This is a genomic window from Streptomyces aureoversilis, assembly GCF_042657885.1.
In the GTDB taxonomy this organism is placed as follows: domain Bacteria; phylum Actinomycetota; class Actinomycetes; order Streptomycetales; family Streptomycetaceae; genus Streptomyces; species Streptomyces aureoversilis.
Window position 1 is genome coordinate 53181 of sequence record NZ_JBHSKJ010000024.1, and the last position, 16922, is coordinate 70102.

Consider the following 16922-nt stretch of genomic DNA (forward strand, 5'->3'; position numbering starts at 1 on the left):
GAGAACTCAGCCACCCGGAAGGTCGAGGTCGCTCTTGTTCAGCTCCTCGATGTTCACGTCCTTGAACGTGAGGACACGCACCTGTTTCACGAACCGGGCCGGGCGGTACATGTCCCAGACCCAGGCGTCGGCCATCGATACCTCGAAGAAGACCTCGCCCTGGACGGAGTGCACCTGCATCTCGTAGTCGTTGGTGAGGTAGAAACGGCGCTCGGTCTCGATCACGTATTTGAACAGACCGACGACATCGCGGTACTCCCGGTAGAGCTTCAGCTCCATCTCGGTCTCGTACTTCTCGAGGTCCTCGGCGCTCATGGCATGTTCCCCTTCAGCCGTGCGTCCCCCCATTGTGCGTCAGGCGCGCTCCGTCTCCAGGAGCACCGGCGTACGCGGGGGTCCCTCGTCGAGCAGCGTACGCAGCAGCCCGGCGAGCCTGGTCGGATACACCGTCTCACGGGTCGCGAGAAGTTCCTCGCAGGTCCACCAGCGCAGCCCCGTGACGCTGCGCCGCTCCAGTTCCGTCCCGCCGCCGGTCCACTTCCCGGGCTGCGCGGTGCGGGCCAGGAAGTAGCGCTCGTCCTGGTCCCAGCGGCGGCCGTCGAAGGGAAAGGAGCAGGTGCGGCACCACAGGACGGGGCCCAGGTCGACCTCTGTGATCCCGGTCTCCTCGGCCAGCTCCCGGCGCGCCGCCTGCTCCCAGCTCTCGGCGCCCTCCAGGCCACCGCCCGGGGTGAACCACCAGGTCGTCGTGGGGTCACCCGGTTCGAAGCCGTGCATCAGCAGGATGCGGTCGTCCGGGTCGAGCAGGACGACCCGTGACGCCCTGCGCGGTTCGCCCGCTGCGGTGGGCGCCGCCCCCGCCGTGCGGCCGGGGCCTTCCTCAGCCATGGGCGGGCACCTCCTCCCTGCGCCTCGGCGTGACGATGCGCGCCACGGGCCCGTACGCCGCGCCGCCCAGGATGAGCACCGCGCCGACGACCACGGCTGTCAGCACCAGCGGCAGCGGGCCGGGCTGCGAGGTGCCGCCCGGGAGGGCGGCGAAGGACTCGGGTCTGTCCATCATGCCCCAGCCGCCCACGGGCCAGGCAGTGGCGTCCACGCGCGCCTTCACGGCACCGCGCGGCACGGAGCCGTGGGAGGTGTCGGTGAGGTGGCCGCGGGAGTCCACGGAGTCGTTGCGGTGGTCCCCGAGCAGGAAGAGCTGCCCCTCGGGGACGGTGGCGGAGAAGGCGGTGGGCGACGCCGGGCCGGTGGCCTGCAGATACGGTTCCTCGATCGGTTTGCCGTCGACCGTGAGGCGCCCTTTCCCGTCGCAGCAGGCCACGGTGTCGCCGCCCGTGCCGACGACCCGCTTGACCATCGGGGAGTCGCCCCAGACCTTGTCCTTGAAGACGACTATGTCCCCGCGCCGCACGTCGCCGCCGTCGATGCGCTGGGCGAGGACCCGGTCGCCCCGCCCGATGGTCGGCGCCATCGAGTCGGTGGGGACGGTGTAGGGCTGGTAGAGCAGGGCGCCCCAGACGAAGCCGCCGAGGAAGAGCACACAGCCGACGGCCACGGCCAGCCCGGACAGCATCCTGCCCGCGCGGCCGTGGCCGTCGTCCGTACGTCCCGCTCCGCTCATCCCAGTGCTCCCGCCCTGCGTAGAAGATCGGACTCCGCATGCCCAGGGGCACGGGAACCGCACACTACCGGGCGGTATGCAGGCGAGTCAGCCCTTCGGGAGGCTCCGCCGGTCAGTCCCTGGGGGCGCTCCGGAGGGTGAGCCCCTCGGTGCCGCTCCGTGCGGTGAGCTTGCGCCGGCGCCACAGGACGAGCGGCACCGCTCCGGCGAGCCCGAGCGCGGAGGGCGCTGCCGCGGCAGCGGCGTTCAGCCCCCGCTGGTCGAAGGTGCCGGGAACGCCGAGGAAGGACCAGCGGTTGATCGGCCAGGCGACCACGAAGGCGCGGCCCACGACCTCGGACACCGGGACGAAGCCGTGGTCCTGGTTGGGGTGGTAGCGCGAGTCCAGGGAGTTCTGGCGGTGGTCGCCCATCACCCAGAGCTTGCCCTTGGGCACCTTGATCGGGCCGAAGGGCTGGTCGTCGCAGGGGGTGTTGTCGGGGAAGAGGTAGTCCTTCTCCGACAGGGCCTTGCCGTTGACCTTGACCGGGCCGCCCTTCTGGCACTCCACGGTGTCCCCGCCGACCGCGATGACCCGCTTGATGAGGTCCTTCTCCTCGGCCGAGGGCATGAGGCCGATGAAGCTGAGGACCTTCTGCACGCCGCCGCCCAGCGGGCCGGGCTGGGGCGTCTGGGTCTCGTCCCCGAGCCAGTTGTCCGGGTCGTGGAAGACCACCACCTCGCCGCGCTCGGGCTCGGCGCCGAACCACGGGGTGAGCTTGTCCACCAGCACGCGGTCACCGCGCTGGAGGGTGTTCTGCATCGAATCCGACGGGATCGAGAACGCCTGCACCAGGAACGTCTTGATCAGCAGCGCGAGGACCAGGGCGATGCCGATCAGTATCGGCAGCTCTTTCCAGAAGGACCGCTGCTTCTTGGGCGCCGCACTGCGCGGGCCCTCCCCGTCCGCTTCCGCCTCCGGGCTCACGTCTTCACCGTCCGCCCGCGCCGGTCCGCCCGCAGCCTCCTGGGATGCCTGGGACATGGCCTCCGCCGGCACGCCCACCCCTGGCGACCCGTCAGCCTCCCCGGGCCGCTTCTCGGGCTCTTCGTGACCGGACCGTGCGCCGACCGCCAAGTCCCCCACATCCACTCCTCTCGCTCCGCTCTCCACGCTGCGGGCCGCCGTACACACGACGCAGGCCCACCACTCCCATAACGAGCGGGAGTTCCGCAGGGGTCGGGAGTTGGATCAATCCTTGCTGATCCATGAAGGACACACTATGCGCCGGGCCGCGTGCTCGCGCCTCCGCCGGCGGCGCGTCATCGACCGTTGCGAAAGTGTCTCTTTCGGACAGCTGTCGCCAGTGGCCCAGCGGCCACGCGATCACGACCGCACGGCCGACGACCAGCTCCTGCGGCACGGTGCCCTGTCCGGGATCGTCCAGGTGGAAGCGGGAATCAGCCGAGTTGGAGCGGTGGTCGCCCATCACGAAGTAGCGGCCCTGAGGCACCCGCACCGTGAAGTCGAGCTTCGAGGGGGCGTTGTCGGGGTGCAGGTAGGGCTCGTCGACCGGCGTTCCGTTGACCGTGATTTTGCCGTTCGTGTCGCAGCACTTGACCGTGTCACCGCCGATGCCGATCACACGCTTGATCAGATCCTGCTCGTTCGCGGACGGAAGCAGGCCGATGAAAGTCAGCAGTTGTTTGGCCTGTTTGACGCCCACCGGGTCGGGCCCGGTCGTCAGCTGCTCCCCGTCCAGCCAGCCTCCGGGGTCCTTGAAGACGATGACGTCACCGCGCTGGGGCCGGGAGCCGAACCAGGGGGTCAGCTTGTCCACCAGGACGCGGTCGCCGATCCGGATGGTCTGCTCCATGGAGCCGGAGGGGATGACGAACGCCTGCACCAGGAACGTCTTGAACACCAGGGCGATCAGGAGCGCGACCGCTATGAGGATCGGCACCTCTTTGACCGCGGAGCGGCGCCGGCGCCGTTTGACCCGCCGCGCCGCCTTCCGCCGCGCGGCGCGGCCGCCCGTGGCCGCGCCCGCCCCCAGTGCTCCCGCCTCCGCCGGGCCCGCGGGGCCCGGCAGCGTACGCCCCCTGCTACCCACCCGGCCTCCCGCTCCGTCCGGCGGGTTTCCCCGTGTGCCCGGCGGAGGCGTCGGCTTCCGGCACGCGCGCGTAGACGTCGGGACGCTTCAGTTCGGTCATCCGCCCGAACGGCCAGCCGATCCAGTCGGCCCGCCCGACGACCCTGCTCACCGGCACCATGCCGCCACCGGGCTCCCCCAGGTGGTCACGGGAGTCGCGGGAGTCGCTCCGGTGGTCGCCCATCACCCACAGCTTGCCCTCGGGGACCACGACGTCGAAGGGCACGCGTGAGGGCGCGTCGCCCGGGTAGAGGAATCCCTCGTCCACCGCACGACCGTTGATCTGCAGCCGGCCGCGCGCGTCGCAGCAGGTGATCCTGTCACCCCCGACGCCCACCACGCGCTTGATGTAGACGGTCGCCGCGGGCCCCATGAGGCCGACGGACGAGGCTCCCTTGCGGATCAGCGCCGCCACCGGGTTCTCCGTCGGCACGTCGTGGACGAAGGAGTCGGTGCCGTCGAAGACCACCACGTCGCCCCGCTCCGGCTTGCTCCCGAAGCTGTAGGCGAGCTTGTTGACGAGCACGCGGTCGCCCACCCGGAGCGTGTTCTCCATCGACCCGCTGGGGATCAGGAAGGGCTGCACCACGTAGCTGCTGAGGAGCAGCAGGAAGACCAGGCAGAGCGTCAGCAGCACGCCCGCACGGCGCAGCGGGCCACCGCCCCGCAGCCACGCCCGGGCGGCCTTGGCCCAGGCGGCCGGGGAGGCGGGAAAACGCGAGGAGCGCGACCCCTGCTCCGCGCCCTCTGCAGGGCGGGGAGAGCGGTCGCGCTCCGAAAGCTGTACGTCGGTGTCCATCGAGCCGAAAGCCTATCCGGCCAGGCGCGGACGCCGGACGGAAGCTCAGTTGTCGCGCTTCTCCTTGATCTTCGCGGCCTTGCCGCGGAGCTCACGGAGGTAGTACAGCTTGGCGCGACGGACGTCACCGCGGGTGACGAGCTCGACCTTCTCGAAGATCGGGCTGTGCACCGGGAAGGTGCGCTCGACGCCGACGGAGAACGAGACCTTGCGGACCGTGAAGGTCTCGCTGATGCCCGCGCCCTGGCGGCGGATGACGACACCCTTGAACTGCTGGATGCGGGAGCGGTTGCCCTCGATGACGCGGACGTGGACGTTCACGGTGTCGCCGGGGCGGAAGGCCGGGACGTCGGTGCGCAGCGACGCGGCGTTGACGTTGTCGAGCAGGGAGGACATGTTCGTCTGCTTCCTCGCCGATGCCACAGGTCATCAGCGGAATCCGTACTGAAGTGGGAATGGTGCCGGAACACCGGGCGAGCGTCGTTCCCCCTGTGGCAGGGGCGCACGCCGGGCGCAAGGCAACGGCTTATTCTTCCACGTCCGGGGCCACTCGCCCAAATCGGCCGTCGGGGCCGGGGCCCCAGCCCAGGATCGAGAGGATCTCGCGGTCCTTCTTGTCGAAGGCGGCGGGGTCCGCGCGCTCGATCAGATCGGGGCGGTTGCGCACCGTGCGCCGGAACGCCTCGTCGCGGCGCCACCGGGCGATCTTGCCGTGGTGGCCGCTGAGCAGGACGTCGGGGATGCCGCGGCCGCGCCACTCCGGGGGCTTGGTGTAGACGGGGCCCTCGAGGAGGTCGGCCATGGCGCCCGGGGCGAAGGAGTCGTCGCGGTGCGACTCGGCGTTGCCGAGCACGCCGGGAAGCAGCCGGGCGATGGCCTCGACCATGACGAGGACCGGGGCCTCGCCGCCGGCCAGGACGTAGTCGCCGATGGACACCTCGCGGACGTCGAGGCGGTCGCCGTACTCCTCGATGACCCGGCGGTCGATGCCCTCGTAGCGGGCGGGGGTGAAGACCAGCCACGGCTTCTCGGAGAGCTCGACCGCGAGCTCCTGGGTGAAGGGCCGGCCGCTGGGCGTCGGGACGACGATCACGGGCCGCCCCTCGCCCGACTCGATGATCGAGTCGAGGGCCTCGCCCCAGGGCTCAGGCTTCATGACCATGCCGGGGCCGCCGCCGTACGGGGTGTCGTCGACGGTGTTGTGCTTGTCGTGCGCCCACGCGCGCAGGTCGTGCACGCGGACGTCGAGCCTGCCCCGTGCCCGCGCCTTGCCGACGAGCGAGACGTTCAGCGGCTCGAGGTACTCGGGGAAGATCGTGACGACGTCGAGGCGCATCAGGCGTCGCCCCGCTCGGAGCCGCTCTCGCTGCCCTTCTCGCCGCCGTTCACGGAGCCGTCCTCGGAATCGTCTTCGGAACCGGCCGGGGAGCCCTGCCCCGCCTCGTGCTCCGCCTCAGGCCCCGCCCCATGCCCCGCCTCACGCGACGAAGCGATCTCCGCCTCGTCGGTGTCGATCAGGCCACGCGGCGGATCGATGACGGCGCGCTGCTCGTCGAGGTCGATCTCCGTGACGATCTCGGAGACGAAGGGGACCATCACCTCGGTCCCGTCGGGCCGCTCCACGATGAAGAGGTCCTGCGAGGGCAGGTGGGAGATCTCGGTGATCCGGCCGACGACGGTGCCGTCGACCGTGACGACCTCCAGGTCCATCAGCTGGTGGTCGTAGAACTCCTCCGGGTCCTCCGGGGTCTCCTCCGGGTCCACCTCGGCGATGAGGAGGGTGTTGCGGAGCGCCTCCGCGGCAGTGCGGTCGCCCACGCCCGCGAAGCGCAGCAGGAGCCGCCCGCTGTGCACGCGGCCGGACTCGATGGTCAGCGGCCCCGCGGCGGCGGGGTCCGTGGCCAGGACGGCGCCGGGGCCGAGCCGGAGCTCGGGCTCGTCCGTGCGCACCTCAACCGTGACCTCGCCCCGGATGCCGTGGGCGCGGCCGATCCTGCCGACTACGAGCTGCATGTTTCCTTCTCTGCTCTCCGTACGCGACAACGGGCCGGGAAGGGCCCAAGCCCTTCCCGGCCCGTGCCGGTGCTCAACCGCTTCTCAGCGGACCTGATCCACGTCGACGAGGTCGACGCGGATGCCACGGCCGCCGATGGCGCCCACGACGGTGCGCAGGGCACGCGCGGTGCGACCGTTGCGGCCGATCACCTTGCCGAGGTCGTCCGGGTGAACCCGGACCTCCAGCACGCGCCCACGGCGCAGGTTGCGCGAAGCGACCTGCACCTCGTCGGGGTTGTCGACGATGCCCTTCACGAGGTGCTCAAGGGCCTCCTCGAGCATCCTCAGGCCTCGGTCGACTCAGCGGACTCGGCCTCAGCGGCCTCGTCCTTCTTCTCCGACTTCTTCGCCTTCGGGGTGATGGCCTCACCCTTCGCCTCGCCCGCGGCGCTCACGACGGCGTCGAAGAGACCGCTGTGGTCCTTCTTCGGCTCGGCGACGAGCATCGGGGCCGGGGCCGGCAGGCCCTTGAACTTCTGCCAGTCGCCGGTGACCTTGAGGATGGCCATGACGGGCTCGGTCGGCTGCGCGCCGACACCCAGCCAGTACTGGACACGCTCGGAGTCGACCTCGATGCGCGAGGGGTTCTGCACCGGGTGGTACAGACCGATCTCCTCGATGGCCCGGCCGTCACGGCGGGTACGGGAGTCGGCGATGACGATGCGGTAGTGAGGCGAACGGATCTTGCCCAGACGCTTCAGCTTGATCTTGACTGCCACGGGAGTGGTGTCTCCTGGTCTTGACGTGGTTGGGCACAACGAGATGCCACGTGGGGTTGCGGTACTCGGGTGCCCGATGGACGCGCCAGCCGGAGGAGAGAGGGGTCCTATGCGACTGTCGAGTACAGCGTCCCATTGTGCCACACCCCTCCAGGTCAGCCGACCGTGACCGCCTCCGGAATCCGGAAGGGCTGCCCGCAGCCGCCGCACATGATCGGCGCCTGGGCGAGCACGGAGGGCACGACCCGAACGTTCCGGCCGCAGTCGCACACCGCCTTGACCCGTACCCCGCCGCCGGACGAGCCGTGCCGCGCCGCCGGCCCGCGGAACGTCCGCGAGGTGTCGGCGGTGGTGGCGACCGTGTGCGCCTTGAGGGCGCGCTGCAGTCTCTCGATGGTGGGGCGGTAGCGCTTGCGCGCCTCCGGGTTGAGCACGACCAGGGAGAAGCCGCTGCTGGGATGCGGATCCTCGCTGTGGTCGAGTCCGAGCTCCTCGGCGATCGCCAGGAACCGGCGATTGTGGTAGCGGCCCGCACGGGAGGTGTCACGGACACCGCGGGCGGCCGCGATGCCGTGCACTGCCTCGTGCAGCAGCCGTTCGAAGGAGAGCTCGGCGCCGCATGCGGACGACGACTCCCCGATCAGCGATTCGGGCGCGGCTAGATCCGGCAGCTCGGGGTGGTGCCGCTGAATGTCGGCCCACGCCTGCGCCAGCTCTGCGGCGAGAACAGGTGGTGTCGTGCTCACGTCGTGACAACGAGCAGGGACGGCCCGGTGTTCCGATACCGGGCCATCCCAAATAATTTGCACGTACCAGTCAGTTTCACGCTCATGCGTCCCGACGAGGGCGGGTGCGCAGATCTATGGAGAAGCCGCGCACCCGTTCGCAACCCGGGACGTACTGACTCATCAGTAAGCGCGCACCGGGGGGCGTGCGCCCCTACGGACAGCGGGGCGCCCGAAGGCGCCCCGCGGAGCGTGAACGACAGCGGCACCGCGGTGGGGCTCGCCGCCCCCGCGGTGCCGCACGGGGCCGGAGCCCCAAGCACGCCTAGTAGGCGCGCGCCACGATCGCGATCGTGCCCGGGGCGTCGTCCGCCTCCGGCACCGAGCCGTCCTCGGCCACCAGGCAGCGCACGGACACGGCCTGCTCGGCCAGCTTGGCCTCGCCCTCCGGGCCCAGGTCGGCCCAGCGGATCCGCGCCCAGCCGCCGGCCACGGCGGCCTCGGCGGCCTCCTCGATGGTCTTCACGTCGCTCGTACGGGCCTCGCGGCGCTCGCGCGACTGGCTCAGCAGCAGCGCCTGGTCCTCCTCGAGGACCTTCGGCAGCAGCGCGACGAGCTCCTCGAGACGGACCGGCTCCTTGCCGCCGGGGATGCGGCGGGCCAGCATCGCGGTGCCGTTCTCCAGGTCGCGCGGGCCGACCTCGATGCGCACCGGGACGCCCTTGAGCTCCCAGTCCACGGCGCGGCGGCCGAACGGCGTGTCGGTGCGGTCGTCGACCTGCACCCGGATCCCGGCGGCCTTCAGCTGGTCGCCGATCTCGCGCACCTTGGCGATGACGGCGTCGTCGCCCTTGATCGCGAGGACGACGACCTGGACCGGCGCCAGGCGCGGCGGCACGCGCAGGCCGCTGTCGTCGCCGTGCGACATGATCAGACCGCCCACCATGCGGGTGGAGACGCCCCAGGACGTCTGCCACACCAGCTCCTGGTGGCCGTCCTTGGACAGGTACGAGGTGTTGAAGGCTTTGGCGAAGTTCTGGCCCAGCTCGTGGCTGGTGCCCATCTGCAGCGCCTTGCCGTCGCCCATCATGCCCTCGAGGGTGAGGGTGTTGATCGCGCCCGCGAAGCGCTCCTTGGCCGTCTTGCGGCCGAGGACGACGTCGATGCCCAGGACGTTGACCATGAAGTCGTAGTAGACGTCGCGGTGGATGCGGGCGGCGTAGTCGCGCGCGTCCTCGTACGTGGCGTGCGCCGTGTGGCCCTCCTGCCAGAGGAACTCGCTCGTGCGCAGGAAGACGCGCGGGCGCATCTCCCAACGGACCACGTTGGCCCACTGGTTGATCAGCAGGGGCAGGTCGCGGTAGCTCTGCACCCACTTGGAGAAGTACTCGTTGATGATCGTCTCGGAGGTGGGCCGGACGACGACCGGCTCCTCCAGCTCCTTGCCGCCGCCGTGCGTGACGACCGCGAGCTCGGGGGCGAAGCCCTCGACGTGCTCGGCCTCGCGGGTCAGGTACGACTGCGGGATGAAGAGGGGGAAGTACGCGTTGGAGGCGCCCGCGTCCTTGATGCGCGCGTCCATCTCCTGCTGCATGCGCTCCCAGAGCCCGTACCCGTACGGTCGGATGACCATGGTGCCGCGCACCGGGCCGTTGTCGGCCAGCTCGGCCTTGTTGATCAAGTCCTGGTACCAGCGCGGGAAGTCGTCCGCCTGGGGGGTGAGAATGGGAGCCTTTGCCATGGTGCGAATGGTACGGGGCCGATCCGTCGGAGCGTGAATCCGCTCCCCTCGCCCCGCCCCGCGCCCTTCGTACGCCGCCCCCGGCGGGTCCGCGCCCCCTTGCGGCGCCCGTGCGGATGCGCCCGGCACATGCCATCGTGGGCGTACGGGAACGTGCCGGCGCCTTCCACTGGACTCGGGAACCGATGAGCAGTTCCCTGGCACAAGGGGGTGCTTTCTCCAGCAGTGCGCACGGCAGTACACGGGGGGCGGCGGATCGGGCATGCACACGTCTCTCGGCGGATTGGGGCGCTTTCCATGACACCTACGCTCGTACGGCGGCACCGGCCGTCCTCTTCGTCGCCCGAGTCGCGGGCCCGCGACTGGGCGGAAATCCAGGAACGGATGCTGGTGCCGCTCTACGAAGCGGTCTACGAACGCCTGGAGGTCGGCTCCGGCACCAGGCTGCTCAGCCTGGGCTGCGGCTCCGGCCTGGCCCTGCTCATGGCGGCGTCCCGCGGCGCCGCGGTCTCCGGCGTGGACCCGGACGGGCGCCGGCTCGCCCTCGCCCGCGAGCGGCTGCTGCCCGAGGGCGCCGGCGCCGCACGCCTGGGGCACGGGGCCCCCGAGAGCGTCATGGACGCCGGCGCCCCGGCTTTCAACCTCGTCACCGCCTTCGACCCGCTGTACTGCGCGGGCGGCAGCGCTCAGGGCATGACCACGGCGCTGGCCCGGGCCGCCTCGTGCGCGGAGCGGGGCGCCCCCGTGGTGCTGGCCGGCTGGGGCCCCCAGGAGCGCTGCGCGGCGTCGGGGGCGCTTCGAGTCGCGGCCCGGCTCGCGGACCCCATGTGCGCGCCGGCGCGCTGGCGGCCGTGCGGCCGCGACGACCTGGAGAACCTGGCCCAGCAGGCCGGGCTCCGGCCGGACGGCTCCGGGCGCGTGGCGTGCCCCTACGGCTATGCCGACATGGGCAGCGCGGTACGCGGCATGCTCTCCACCGGCGCCTTCGACGCGGCCGTCCGCGCCACCGACGAGGAGCAGGTCGTCAAGGAGCTCTCCGAGGCGCTCCACCCTTACCTGCGCCGTGACGGCACGGTGTGGATGCCCAATGTCTTCCGCTATCTGATAGCCCGCGCCTAGCGCAGCGCGCATGCGACAGCCCCCCGCGGCCTGCTCGGCCGCGGGGGGCTGTGACGTACTGCGGGGCGGGCGCCGCGGGGCACCACGCGGAGGCGCCGTGCGGGGCCTTCCGGGACCGTTGGGTCAGCCCATGAACTTCTTGAACTCGTCCGGCAGTTCGAAGTCCTTCGCGTCCTGGCCCGCGGGCAGGCCCAGGGCGCCGGCCCCCTGCTGCTCGCGGCGCGCGGCCGCGGCCTGCTCCTCGGCCTTGCGCTTCATCGGGTTGCCGCTCTGGCGCTTGCCCTTCGCCTGCTTCTGCTGCTTCTTCTTGCGGCCTGCGCCGCCGCCCATGCCCGGCAGACCCGGCATGCCCGGCATGCCGCCGCCCTGCGCCATGCGCGACATCATCTTGCGGGCGTCGAAGAACCGCTCCACCAGGTTCTTGACGGCGCTGACGTCCACACCCGAACCCTTGGCGATGCGGGCCCGGCGCGAGCCGTTGATGATCGTCGGGTCCTGGCGCTCCGCCGGGGTCATCGACTTGATGATCGCGGCGGTGCGGTCGACGTCGCGCTCGTCCAGGTTGTTGATCTGGTCCTTGATCTGCCCCATGCCCGGCAGCATGCCGAGGAGCTTGCTGATGGAGCCCATCTTGCGGACCTGCTCCATCTGCGACAGGAAGTCGTCGAGCGTGAACTCCTTGGGGCCCTTCGCCAGCTTGGCCGCCATCTTCTCGGCCTCGTCCTGGCTGAAGGTCTGCTCGGCCTTCTCGATCAGGCTGAGCATGTCGCCCATGCCCAGGATGCGGGACGCCATGCGGTCCGGGTGGAACGCGTCGAAGTCGTCCAGCTTCTCGCCGTTGGAGGCGAACATGATCTGCTTGCCGGTCACGTGCGCGACCGACAGGGCGGCACCGCCGCGGGCGTCGCCGTCGAGCTTGGAGAGCACCACGCCGTCGAAGCCGACGCCGTCGCGGAAGGCTTCGGCGGTGTTGACCGCGTCCTGACCGATCATGGCGTCGACGACGAAGAGGGTCTCGTCCGGCGAGACCGCGTCGCGGATGTCGGCGGCCTGCTGCATCATCTCGGCGTCGATGCCGAGGCGGCCGGCGGTGTCGACGATGACGATGTCGTACTGCTTGGTGCGGGCGAACTCGATCGAGTCCTTGGCGACCTGGACGGGGTCGCCCACGCCGTTGCCCGGCTGCGGCGCGTAGACGCCGACGCCGGCGCGCTCGGCGACGACGCTGAGCTGGTTCACGGCGTTGGGGCGCTGGAGGTCACAGGCGACGAGCAGCGGGCTGTGGCCCTGGGCCTTCAGCCAGCGGCCGAGCTTGCCGGCGAGCGTCGTCTTACCGGCACCCTGGAGACCGGCGAGCATGATGACGGTCGGCGCGGTCTTGGCGAAGCGCAGGCGCCGGGTCTCGCCGCCGAGGATGCCGATGAGCTCCTCGTTGACGATCTTGATGACCTGCTGGGCGGGGTTGAGGGCCTGCGAGACCTCGGCGCCGAGCGCCCGCTCCTTGACCTGCTTGATGAACGAACGGACGACGGGCAGGGCCACGTCCGCCTCGAGCAGGGCGATACGGATCTCGCGCGCGGTGGCGTCGATGTCCGCCTCGGAGAGGCGGCCCTTGCCCCGGAGGTTCTTGAAAGTCGCTGCGAGGCGGTCGGAGAGGGTATCGAACACGGTGGTCGCGGATCCTTCTTGTTGAGTGTCAAGTCGGCGGCTGACCCCCAAGGGTATCCGCACCCTCCCGGTCCGGTCAGCCGCCCAGCGCCTCCTCCGTCGCGCGGGCGACCGCGGAGGCCGCACGGGGCGTGAGCGCGGCCCCGTCCGGGGCGGTCACGTAGAACGCATCCACCGCACTCGCCCCGAGCGTGCTCACGCGGGCACTGCGCACCCACACCCCCGCCTCCTCCAGGGCCCGCCCGATGCGGTGCAGGAGGCCGGGCTCGTCCTGGGCGCGCACCTCCAGGACCGTGGCCCCGTGCGAGGCCGCCGCGGCGACGGTCACGCTCGGCGGGGCGTGCACCACGCCCCGCCGGCGCCTGCTGTACGCGGCCTCGCGCTCGGCCAGGCGGCCCGGGACGTCGAGGGAGCCGTCCAGGGCGCGCACGAGGTCGTTGCGCAGGCGGGCGGCCTCGGGCGGGGCACCGTACTCGGCCGCCACCCGCCAGCTCAGCAGCAGCGCCCCGTCCACGGCGCGCAGGTCCGCGGCCCGCACCGTCAGCCGGTGCAGCGCCAGGACGCCGGCGGCCGCGGGCAGCACGCCGGGCTGGTCGGGGACGGCGATCCGCAGCTCCATGCCGACGGAGGGCACGGTGCCGTCGTCCGACGGCACCGTGCCCTCCGGGCGGGGCTCCAGGGTCAGCGCCGGTCCGCCCGTACGGAGGGCCTCGCGGGCCAGCCGGTGCGCCTCCGGGTCGGGCGGGCACGGCGCACGGGGCCCCTCCTCCGCACCGCCCGCGAGGGCCGCCGCGGCACGGCGGACGAGGTCCGCGACGAGCGATGCCCGCCACGCGCTCCATGCGGCGGGCCCCGTCGCGAGGGCGTCGGCCTCGGTGAGGGCGTGCAGGAGCTCCAGTGTGGCCGTGTCCGTCACGGCGTCGGTGACCGTCCGGACAGTGGCCGGGTCGGTGAGGTCGCGCCGGGTGGCGGTGTCGATGAGCAGCAGGTGGTGCCGGACGAGCGTGGCCAGGACGTCGGTGTCGGCGGGGCCGAAGCCGATGCGGCGGGCGATGTCGCGCGCGAGGGCCTCGCCCGTGACGGAGTGGTCGCCGGGCAGGCCCTTGCCGATGTCGTGCAGCAGGGCGGCGACGAGGAGGAGGTCCGGGCGCCCCACGCGGCGCGTGAGGGCGGCGGCCCGTACGGCCGTTTCGACGAGGTGCCGGTCGACGGTCCAGCGGTGGACGGCGTTGCGCTGGGGGCGGCAGCGCACGTGCTCCCATTCGGGCAGCAGCCGGGAGACCAGTCCCTCGGCTTCGAGGGCCTCCCAGACGGGCACGGTGGGCGGCCCCGCGCCCAGGAGGATCACGAGCTGCTCGCGGGCGTCGGCCGGCCAGGGCTGCGGCATGGGGCCCGCGGAGGCCGCGAGGCGGCGCACCGCATGGGGCGACAGCGGCAGGCCGGCCTGGGCCGCCGCCGCGGCCGCGCGCAGCGCCAGCACGGGGTCGCGCTCGGGCCGCGCGGTGCGGGCCAGCACGGCCTCGCCCTCCTGTTCCACGACACCGTCGGCGAGGGAGAGCCGCTCGACCTCGACGAAGCCGCCGCGCCCCCCGCGGCCGCCCAGGATGCGGCGCAGCCGCGGCCGTGCGGAGCGGGCGCGCAGGACCCGGCCGACCTCGCGCCAGGTGACGTCCGCGGCGTAGGAGACCGTACGGGCGGCCTCGTACACCCCGTGCAGGAGGCGGTCGGCGTCGGTGAGGCCGAGGGCCGCGGCGACCTGGTCCTGCTCCTGGAGGGCGAGCCGGTCGGTGGCGCGCCCGGTGGTGAGGTGGAGGGCGTCGCGGACGTCGAGGAGGTGCGTGCGGGCGCGTTCGAGCCCCGCACGGGGCGCGTCGGCGAGCCATGAAGCGGCGACGGCCCGCAGGGCGGTGGCGTCGCGGAGGCCGCCCCGTGCCTCTTTGAGGTCGGGTTCGAGGAGGAAGCGGAGTTCGCCCTGATGCCGGGTGCGCTCCTCGCCGAGTTCGCGCAGTTCGGCGAGGCGGGCGGGGGCCTGGGCGCGCCAGTCGGCGTAGGCGGTGGTGCGCAGTGCGGCGGTGAGCTCTTCGTCGCCGGCGAGGTGGCGGGCGTCGAGGAGGCCGAGATGGACCTTGAGGTCGCCGGCGGCGGTGCGGCGGGCCTCGGCGGGGGTGCGTACGGAGTGGTCGAGGGCCAGCCCCATGTCCCAGACGGGGTACCAGACGCGGTCGGCGATGGCCGCGATCTTGGAGATGTCCGCGGCACCGTCGTGCAGGAGGAGGACGTCGAGGTCGCTGCGGGGCGACAGTTCGCCCCGCCCGTAGCCGCCGACGGCGACGAGGGCGACGCCCCGCGTCTCGCCCAGCAGGGCGCCGAGCCACTGGTCGGTGAGGCGGGCGAGGGCGGCGCGGCGCGGCGGCCCGGTGAGCGCCCCCTGGTGCAGGAGGCGCAGCCGGGCAGCCGCGTAGCCGCTGGGTTCCGAGTCGGCGGGGCAGGTCTGCGGGTCGGTCAACTCGGCTCCCTTCACGACGGGCCGGCGGGGGTCAGAGGGCGTCGGGGCCGCGCTCGCCGGTGCGCACGCGGACGACGGTCTCGACGGGGACGACCCAGACCTTGCCGTCGCCGATCTTGCCGGTGTGGGCCTTCTTGAGGATGACGTCGATGACGTCCTCGGCGTCGTCGTCCTCGACGAGGACCTCGATACGGGCCTTGGGGAGGAGGTCGACGCGGTACTCGGCGCCGCGGTAGACCTCGGTGTGGCCGCGCTGGCGGCCGTAGCCGCTGGCCTCGCTGACGGTCAGGCCCTGGACCCCGAAGGTCTGGAGGGCCTCCCTGATCTCGTCGACGCGGAAGGGCTTGACGATCGCGGTGATGAGCTTCATGCGTCCACCTTCTTGTTCTTCGGAGCGGCGGCCTGCTCCTGGTCGGCCTGCTCCCGGTCATCCTGCTCGGGGGTTGCGGCCGGCCGGTGAAGGGCGGGCGCGGCGGTGCGGGTGACGGCGCCGACGCCGGTGTGGTCGTAGGCGGTCTCGGCGTGGAAGGCCTGGTCGATGCCGCTGATCTCGTCGTCCTCGGCGGCCCGGAAGCCGATGGTCTTGTCCACGAGCTTGGCCAGCAGCCAGGAGACGGTGAACGAGTAGGCCATGACGGAGAAGGCTCCGGCGGCCTGGCGGCCGAGCTGCGTGAGGCCGCCGACGCCGTCGGTGGCGAGGAGGCCGACGAGGAGGGTGCCGATGACGCCGCCCACGAGGTGGACGCCGACGACGTCGAGGGAGTCGTCGAAGCCGAGCTTGAACTTCAGGCCGACGGCCCAGGAGCAGACCGCGCCGGCGACGACGCCGATGAGGAGGGCTCCGAAGGCGTTGACCGCGGCACCGGCGGGCGTGATGGCGACGAGGCCCGCGACGGCGCCGGAGGCGGCGCCCAGGGTGGTGAAGGCGCCGTGCCGGATGCGCTCGTAGGCGAGCCAGCCGAGCATGGCGGCGGCGGTGGCGACCTGGGTGTTCATGGCCATGTTGGCGGCGGTGCCGTTGGCGGCGAGCGCGGAGCCGGCGTTGAAGCCGAACCAGCCGAACCACAGCAGGCCCGTCCCGAGCACCACCAGGGGCAGGCTGTGCGGGCGCATGGGGTCCTTCTTGAAGCCGATGCGCTTGCCGACGACGAGGACCGCGGCGAGGGCGCCGATGCCCGCGTTGATGTGGACGGCGGTGCCGCCCGCGAAGTCGATCACCTTCAGCTTGAACAGCCAGCCGTCGGCCTGCCAGACCCAGTGGGCGACGGGGAAGTAGACGACCGAGACCCAGAGGGTGATGAACAGGGCCCAGGCACTGAACTTCACGCGGTCGGCGAGCGCCCCGCTCATCAGCGCCGGGGTGATCACGGCGAACATCAGCTGGAAGAGGGCGAAGGCGAAGACGGGAATGCCTTCCTTGCCTCCGGTCAGGGTCTCGGGGCCGATGCCCTTGAAGCCGATGTGGCCGAGATCGCCGAGCAGTCCTGCGCCGACGTCGTCGCCGAAGGCGAGCGAATAGCCGAAGAGCACCCACAGGACGGTGACGATGCCGAGGGAGATGAACGACATCATCAGCATGTTCAGGGCGCCCTTGACCCGCACCATGCCGCCGTAGAAGAAGGCCAGCCCCGGTGTCATCAGCATCACGAGTGCGGCACTGATCAATACGAATGCGGTATCCGCGCCATTCATGGTCGGTGTCTCCTCGAAGCGGCGGCCCGAGCGGGCCGGTTTTCGCCATGAGGTTGGCGCAGCGGGATTTCAGCCGATGCCGCTGGTTGTTTCGCCGCAGTGACGAAGACGGCAGGAGTGTTACGCCCGGGTGAATCGGCCG

At 71.8% G+C, this 16922-nt stretch carries 18 protein-coding genes; 1 reads left to right on the forward strand and 17 read right to left on the reverse strand.

The genetic code is table 11. From position 1 onward, the window contains the following. Positions 1–6: 6 nt before the first annotated feature. The 13 genes from ACFPP6_RS31480 to proS all read right to left on the reverse strand — a co-directional run bounded on the left by ACFPP6_RS31480 (position 7) and on the right by proS (position 9795). The gene (locus tag ACFPP6_RS31480) at positions 7–315 is read right to left on the reverse strand and encodes a DUF2469 domain-containing protein (RefSeq protein WP_009714730.1); all 309 of its coding nucleotides are present in this window, start codon (positions 313–315) and stop codon (positions 7–9) included. Between the two features lie 39 nt (positions 316–354). Continuing rightward, positions 355–888, reverse strand: coding sequence for an NUDIX hydrolase (locus tag ACFPP6_RS31485; protein ID WP_382049634.1), 534 nt, complete (start codon positions 886–888; stop codon positions 355–357). After that, a complete protein-coding gene (gene lepB / locus ACFPP6_RS31490) occupies positions 881–1624 on the reverse strand; it encodes a signal peptidase I (RefSeq protein WP_382049636.1) in 744 nt (247 codons plus the stop codon). Before lepB (ACFPP6_RS31490) ends, ACFPP6_RS31485 begins: the two co-directional genes overlap by 8 nt. Before the next feature lie 112 nt (positions 1625–1736). After that, complete coding sequence (gene lepB / locus ACFPP6_RS31495) at positions 1737–2741, reverse strand: signal peptidase I (RefSeq protein WP_382049725.1); 1005 nt, start codon at positions 2739–2741, stop codon at positions 1737–1739. Further along, positions 2683–3717, reverse strand: a complete 1035-nt coding sequence (lepB, locus tag ACFPP6_RS31500) for a signal peptidase I (RefSeq protein WP_382049638.1) — start codon at positions 3715–3717, stop codon at positions 2683–2685. Before lepB (ACFPP6_RS31500) ends, lepB (ACFPP6_RS31495) begins: the two co-directional genes overlap by 59 nt. Further along, the gene (gene lepB, locus ACFPP6_RS31505) at positions 3710–4555 is read right to left on the reverse strand and encodes a signal peptidase I (protein WP_382049640.1); all 846 of its coding nucleotides are present in this window, start codon (positions 4553–4555) and stop codon (positions 3710–3712) included. Before lepB (ACFPP6_RS31505) ends, lepB (ACFPP6_RS31500) begins: the two co-directional genes overlap by 8 nt. A gap of 45 nt (positions 4556–4600) precedes the next feature. Continuing rightward, positions 4601–4951, reverse strand: coding sequence for a 50S ribosomal protein L19 (gene rplS, locus ACFPP6_RS31510; protein WP_030369336.1), 351 nt, complete (start codon positions 4949–4951; stop codon positions 4601–4603). A gap of 130 nt (positions 4952–5081) precedes the next feature. Then, the gene (trmD, locus tag ACFPP6_RS31515; protein ID WP_382049642.1) at positions 5082–5891 is read right to left on the reverse strand and encodes a tRNA (guanosine(37)-N1)-methyltransferase TrmD; all 810 of its coding nucleotides are present in this window, start codon (positions 5889–5891) and stop codon (positions 5082–5084) included. Further along, positions 5891–6568: a ribosome maturation factor RimM gene (gene rimM, locus ACFPP6_RS31520; protein ID WP_382049644.1), complete on the reverse strand. Its 678-nt coding sequence runs from the start codon at positions 6566–6568 to the stop codon at positions 5891–5893. The genes trmD and rimM overlap by 1 nt, the downstream gene beginning before the upstream one ends. 84 nt (positions 6569–6652) lie before the next feature. Next, a complete protein-coding gene (locus ACFPP6_RS31525; RefSeq protein ID WP_020868149.1) occupies positions 6653–6892 on the reverse strand; it encodes an RNA-binding protein in 240 nt (79 codons plus the stop codon). Positions 6893–6894: 2 nt separating this feature from the next. Beyond that, positions 6895–7329 (reverse strand): 30S ribosomal protein S16, encoded by a 435-nt coding sequence (rpsP, locus tag ACFPP6_RS31530; RefSeq protein ID WP_030369333.1) that lies wholly within the window; start codon positions 7327–7329, stop codon positions 6895–6897. Positions 7330–7484: 155 nt separating this feature from the next. After that, on the reverse strand, positions 7485–8075 hold the full coding sequence (locus ACFPP6_RS31535) for a hypothetical protein (protein ID WP_190021954.1): 591 nt from the start codon (positions 8073–8075) through the stop codon (positions 7485–7487). A 304-nt stretch (positions 8076–8379) separates the two neighbouring features. Then, complete coding sequence (proS, locus tag ACFPP6_RS31540; protein ID WP_382049647.1) at positions 8380–9795, reverse strand: proline--tRNA ligase; 1416 nt, start codon at positions 9793–9795, stop codon at positions 8380–8382. 297 nt (positions 9796–10092) lie between these two features. On the opposite strand from proS, the gene ACFPP6_RS31545 reads away from it, so the two are divergent. Continuing rightward, positions 10093–10914: a methyltransferase domain-containing protein gene (locus tag ACFPP6_RS31545; protein WP_382049649.1), complete on the forward strand. Its 822-nt coding sequence runs from the start codon at positions 10093–10095 to the stop codon at positions 10912–10914. A gap of 123 nt (positions 10915–11037) precedes the next feature. Here the strand turns inward: ACFPP6_RS31545 and ffh are convergent, their stop codons facing one another. The 4 genes from ffh to ACFPP6_RS31565 form a co-directional block, all read right to left on the reverse strand. Further along, positions 11038–12582, reverse strand: a complete 1545-nt coding sequence (ffh, locus tag ACFPP6_RS31550) for a signal recognition particle protein (RefSeq protein ID WP_382049651.1) — start codon at positions 12580–12582, stop codon at positions 11038–11040. 76 nt (positions 12583–12658) lie between these two features. Next, the gene (locus ACFPP6_RS31555; RefSeq protein ID WP_382049653.1) at positions 12659–15088 is read right to left on the reverse strand and encodes a [protein-PII] uridylyltransferase; all 2430 of its coding nucleotides are present in this window, start codon (positions 15086–15088) and stop codon (positions 12659–12661) included. Between the two features lie 31 nt (positions 15089–15119). After that, positions 15120–15458: a P-II family nitrogen regulator gene (locus ACFPP6_RS31560; RefSeq protein WP_058046471.1), complete on the reverse strand. Its 339-nt coding sequence runs from the start codon at positions 15456–15458 to the stop codon at positions 15120–15122. Then, a complete protein-coding gene (locus ACFPP6_RS31565; RefSeq protein ID WP_382049655.1) occupies positions 15455–16780 on the reverse strand; it encodes an ammonium transporter in 1326 nt (441 codons plus the stop codon). Before ACFPP6_RS31565 ends, ACFPP6_RS31560 begins: the two co-directional genes overlap by 4 nt. Between the last annotated feature and the right edge of the window lie 142 nt (positions 16781–16922).

Bases quoted from the DNA above. Each gene is read 5' to 3' on its own strand.
- rplS (WP_030369336.1), bottom strand. From the start codon at position 4,951: ATGTCCTCCCTGCTCGACAACGTCAACGCCGCGTCGCTGCGCACCGAC.
- rimM (WP_382049644.1), bottom strand. From the start codon at position 6,568: ATGCAGCTCGTAGTCGGCAGGATCGGCCGCGCCCACGGCATCCGGGGC.
- lepB (WP_382049636.1), bottom strand. From the start codon at position 1,624: ATGAGCGGAGCGGGACGTACGGACGACGGCCACGGCCGCGCGGGCAGG.
- ACFPP6_RS31480 (WP_009714730.1), bottom strand. From the start codon at position 315: ATGAGCGCCGAGGACCTCGAGAAGTACGAGACCGAGATGGAGCTGAAG.
- ACFPP6_RS31560 (WP_058046471.1), bottom strand. From the start codon at position 15,458: ATGAAGCTCATCACCGCGATCGTCAAGCCCTTCCGCGTCGACGAGATC.
- proS (WP_382049647.1), bottom strand. From the start codon at position 9,795: ATGGCAAAGGCTCCCATTCTCACCCCCCAGGCGGACGACTTCCCGCGC.
- ACFPP6_RS31565 (WP_382049655.1), bottom strand. From the start codon at position 16,780: ATGAATGGCGCGGATACCGCATTCGTATTGATCAGTGCCGCACTCGTG.
- ACFPP6_RS31545 (WP_382049649.1), top strand. From the start codon at position 10,093: ATGACACCTACGCTCGTACGGCGGCACCGGCCGTCCTCTTCGTCGCCC.
- lepB (WP_382049640.1), bottom strand. From the start codon at position 4,555: ATGGACACCGACGTACAGCTTTCGGAGCGCGACCGCTCTCCCCGCCCT.
- trmD (WP_382049642.1), bottom strand. From the start codon at position 5,891: ATGCGCCTCGACGTCGTCACGATCTTCCCCGAGTACCTCGAGCCGCTG.
- ACFPP6_RS31485 (WP_382049634.1), bottom strand. From the start codon at position 888: ATGGCTGAGGAAGGCCCCGGCCGCACGGCGGGGGCGGCGCCCACCGCA.
- ACFPP6_RS31525 (WP_020868149.1), bottom strand. From the start codon at position 6,892: ATGCTCGAGGAGGCCCTTGAGCACCTCGTGAAGGGCATCGTCGACAAC.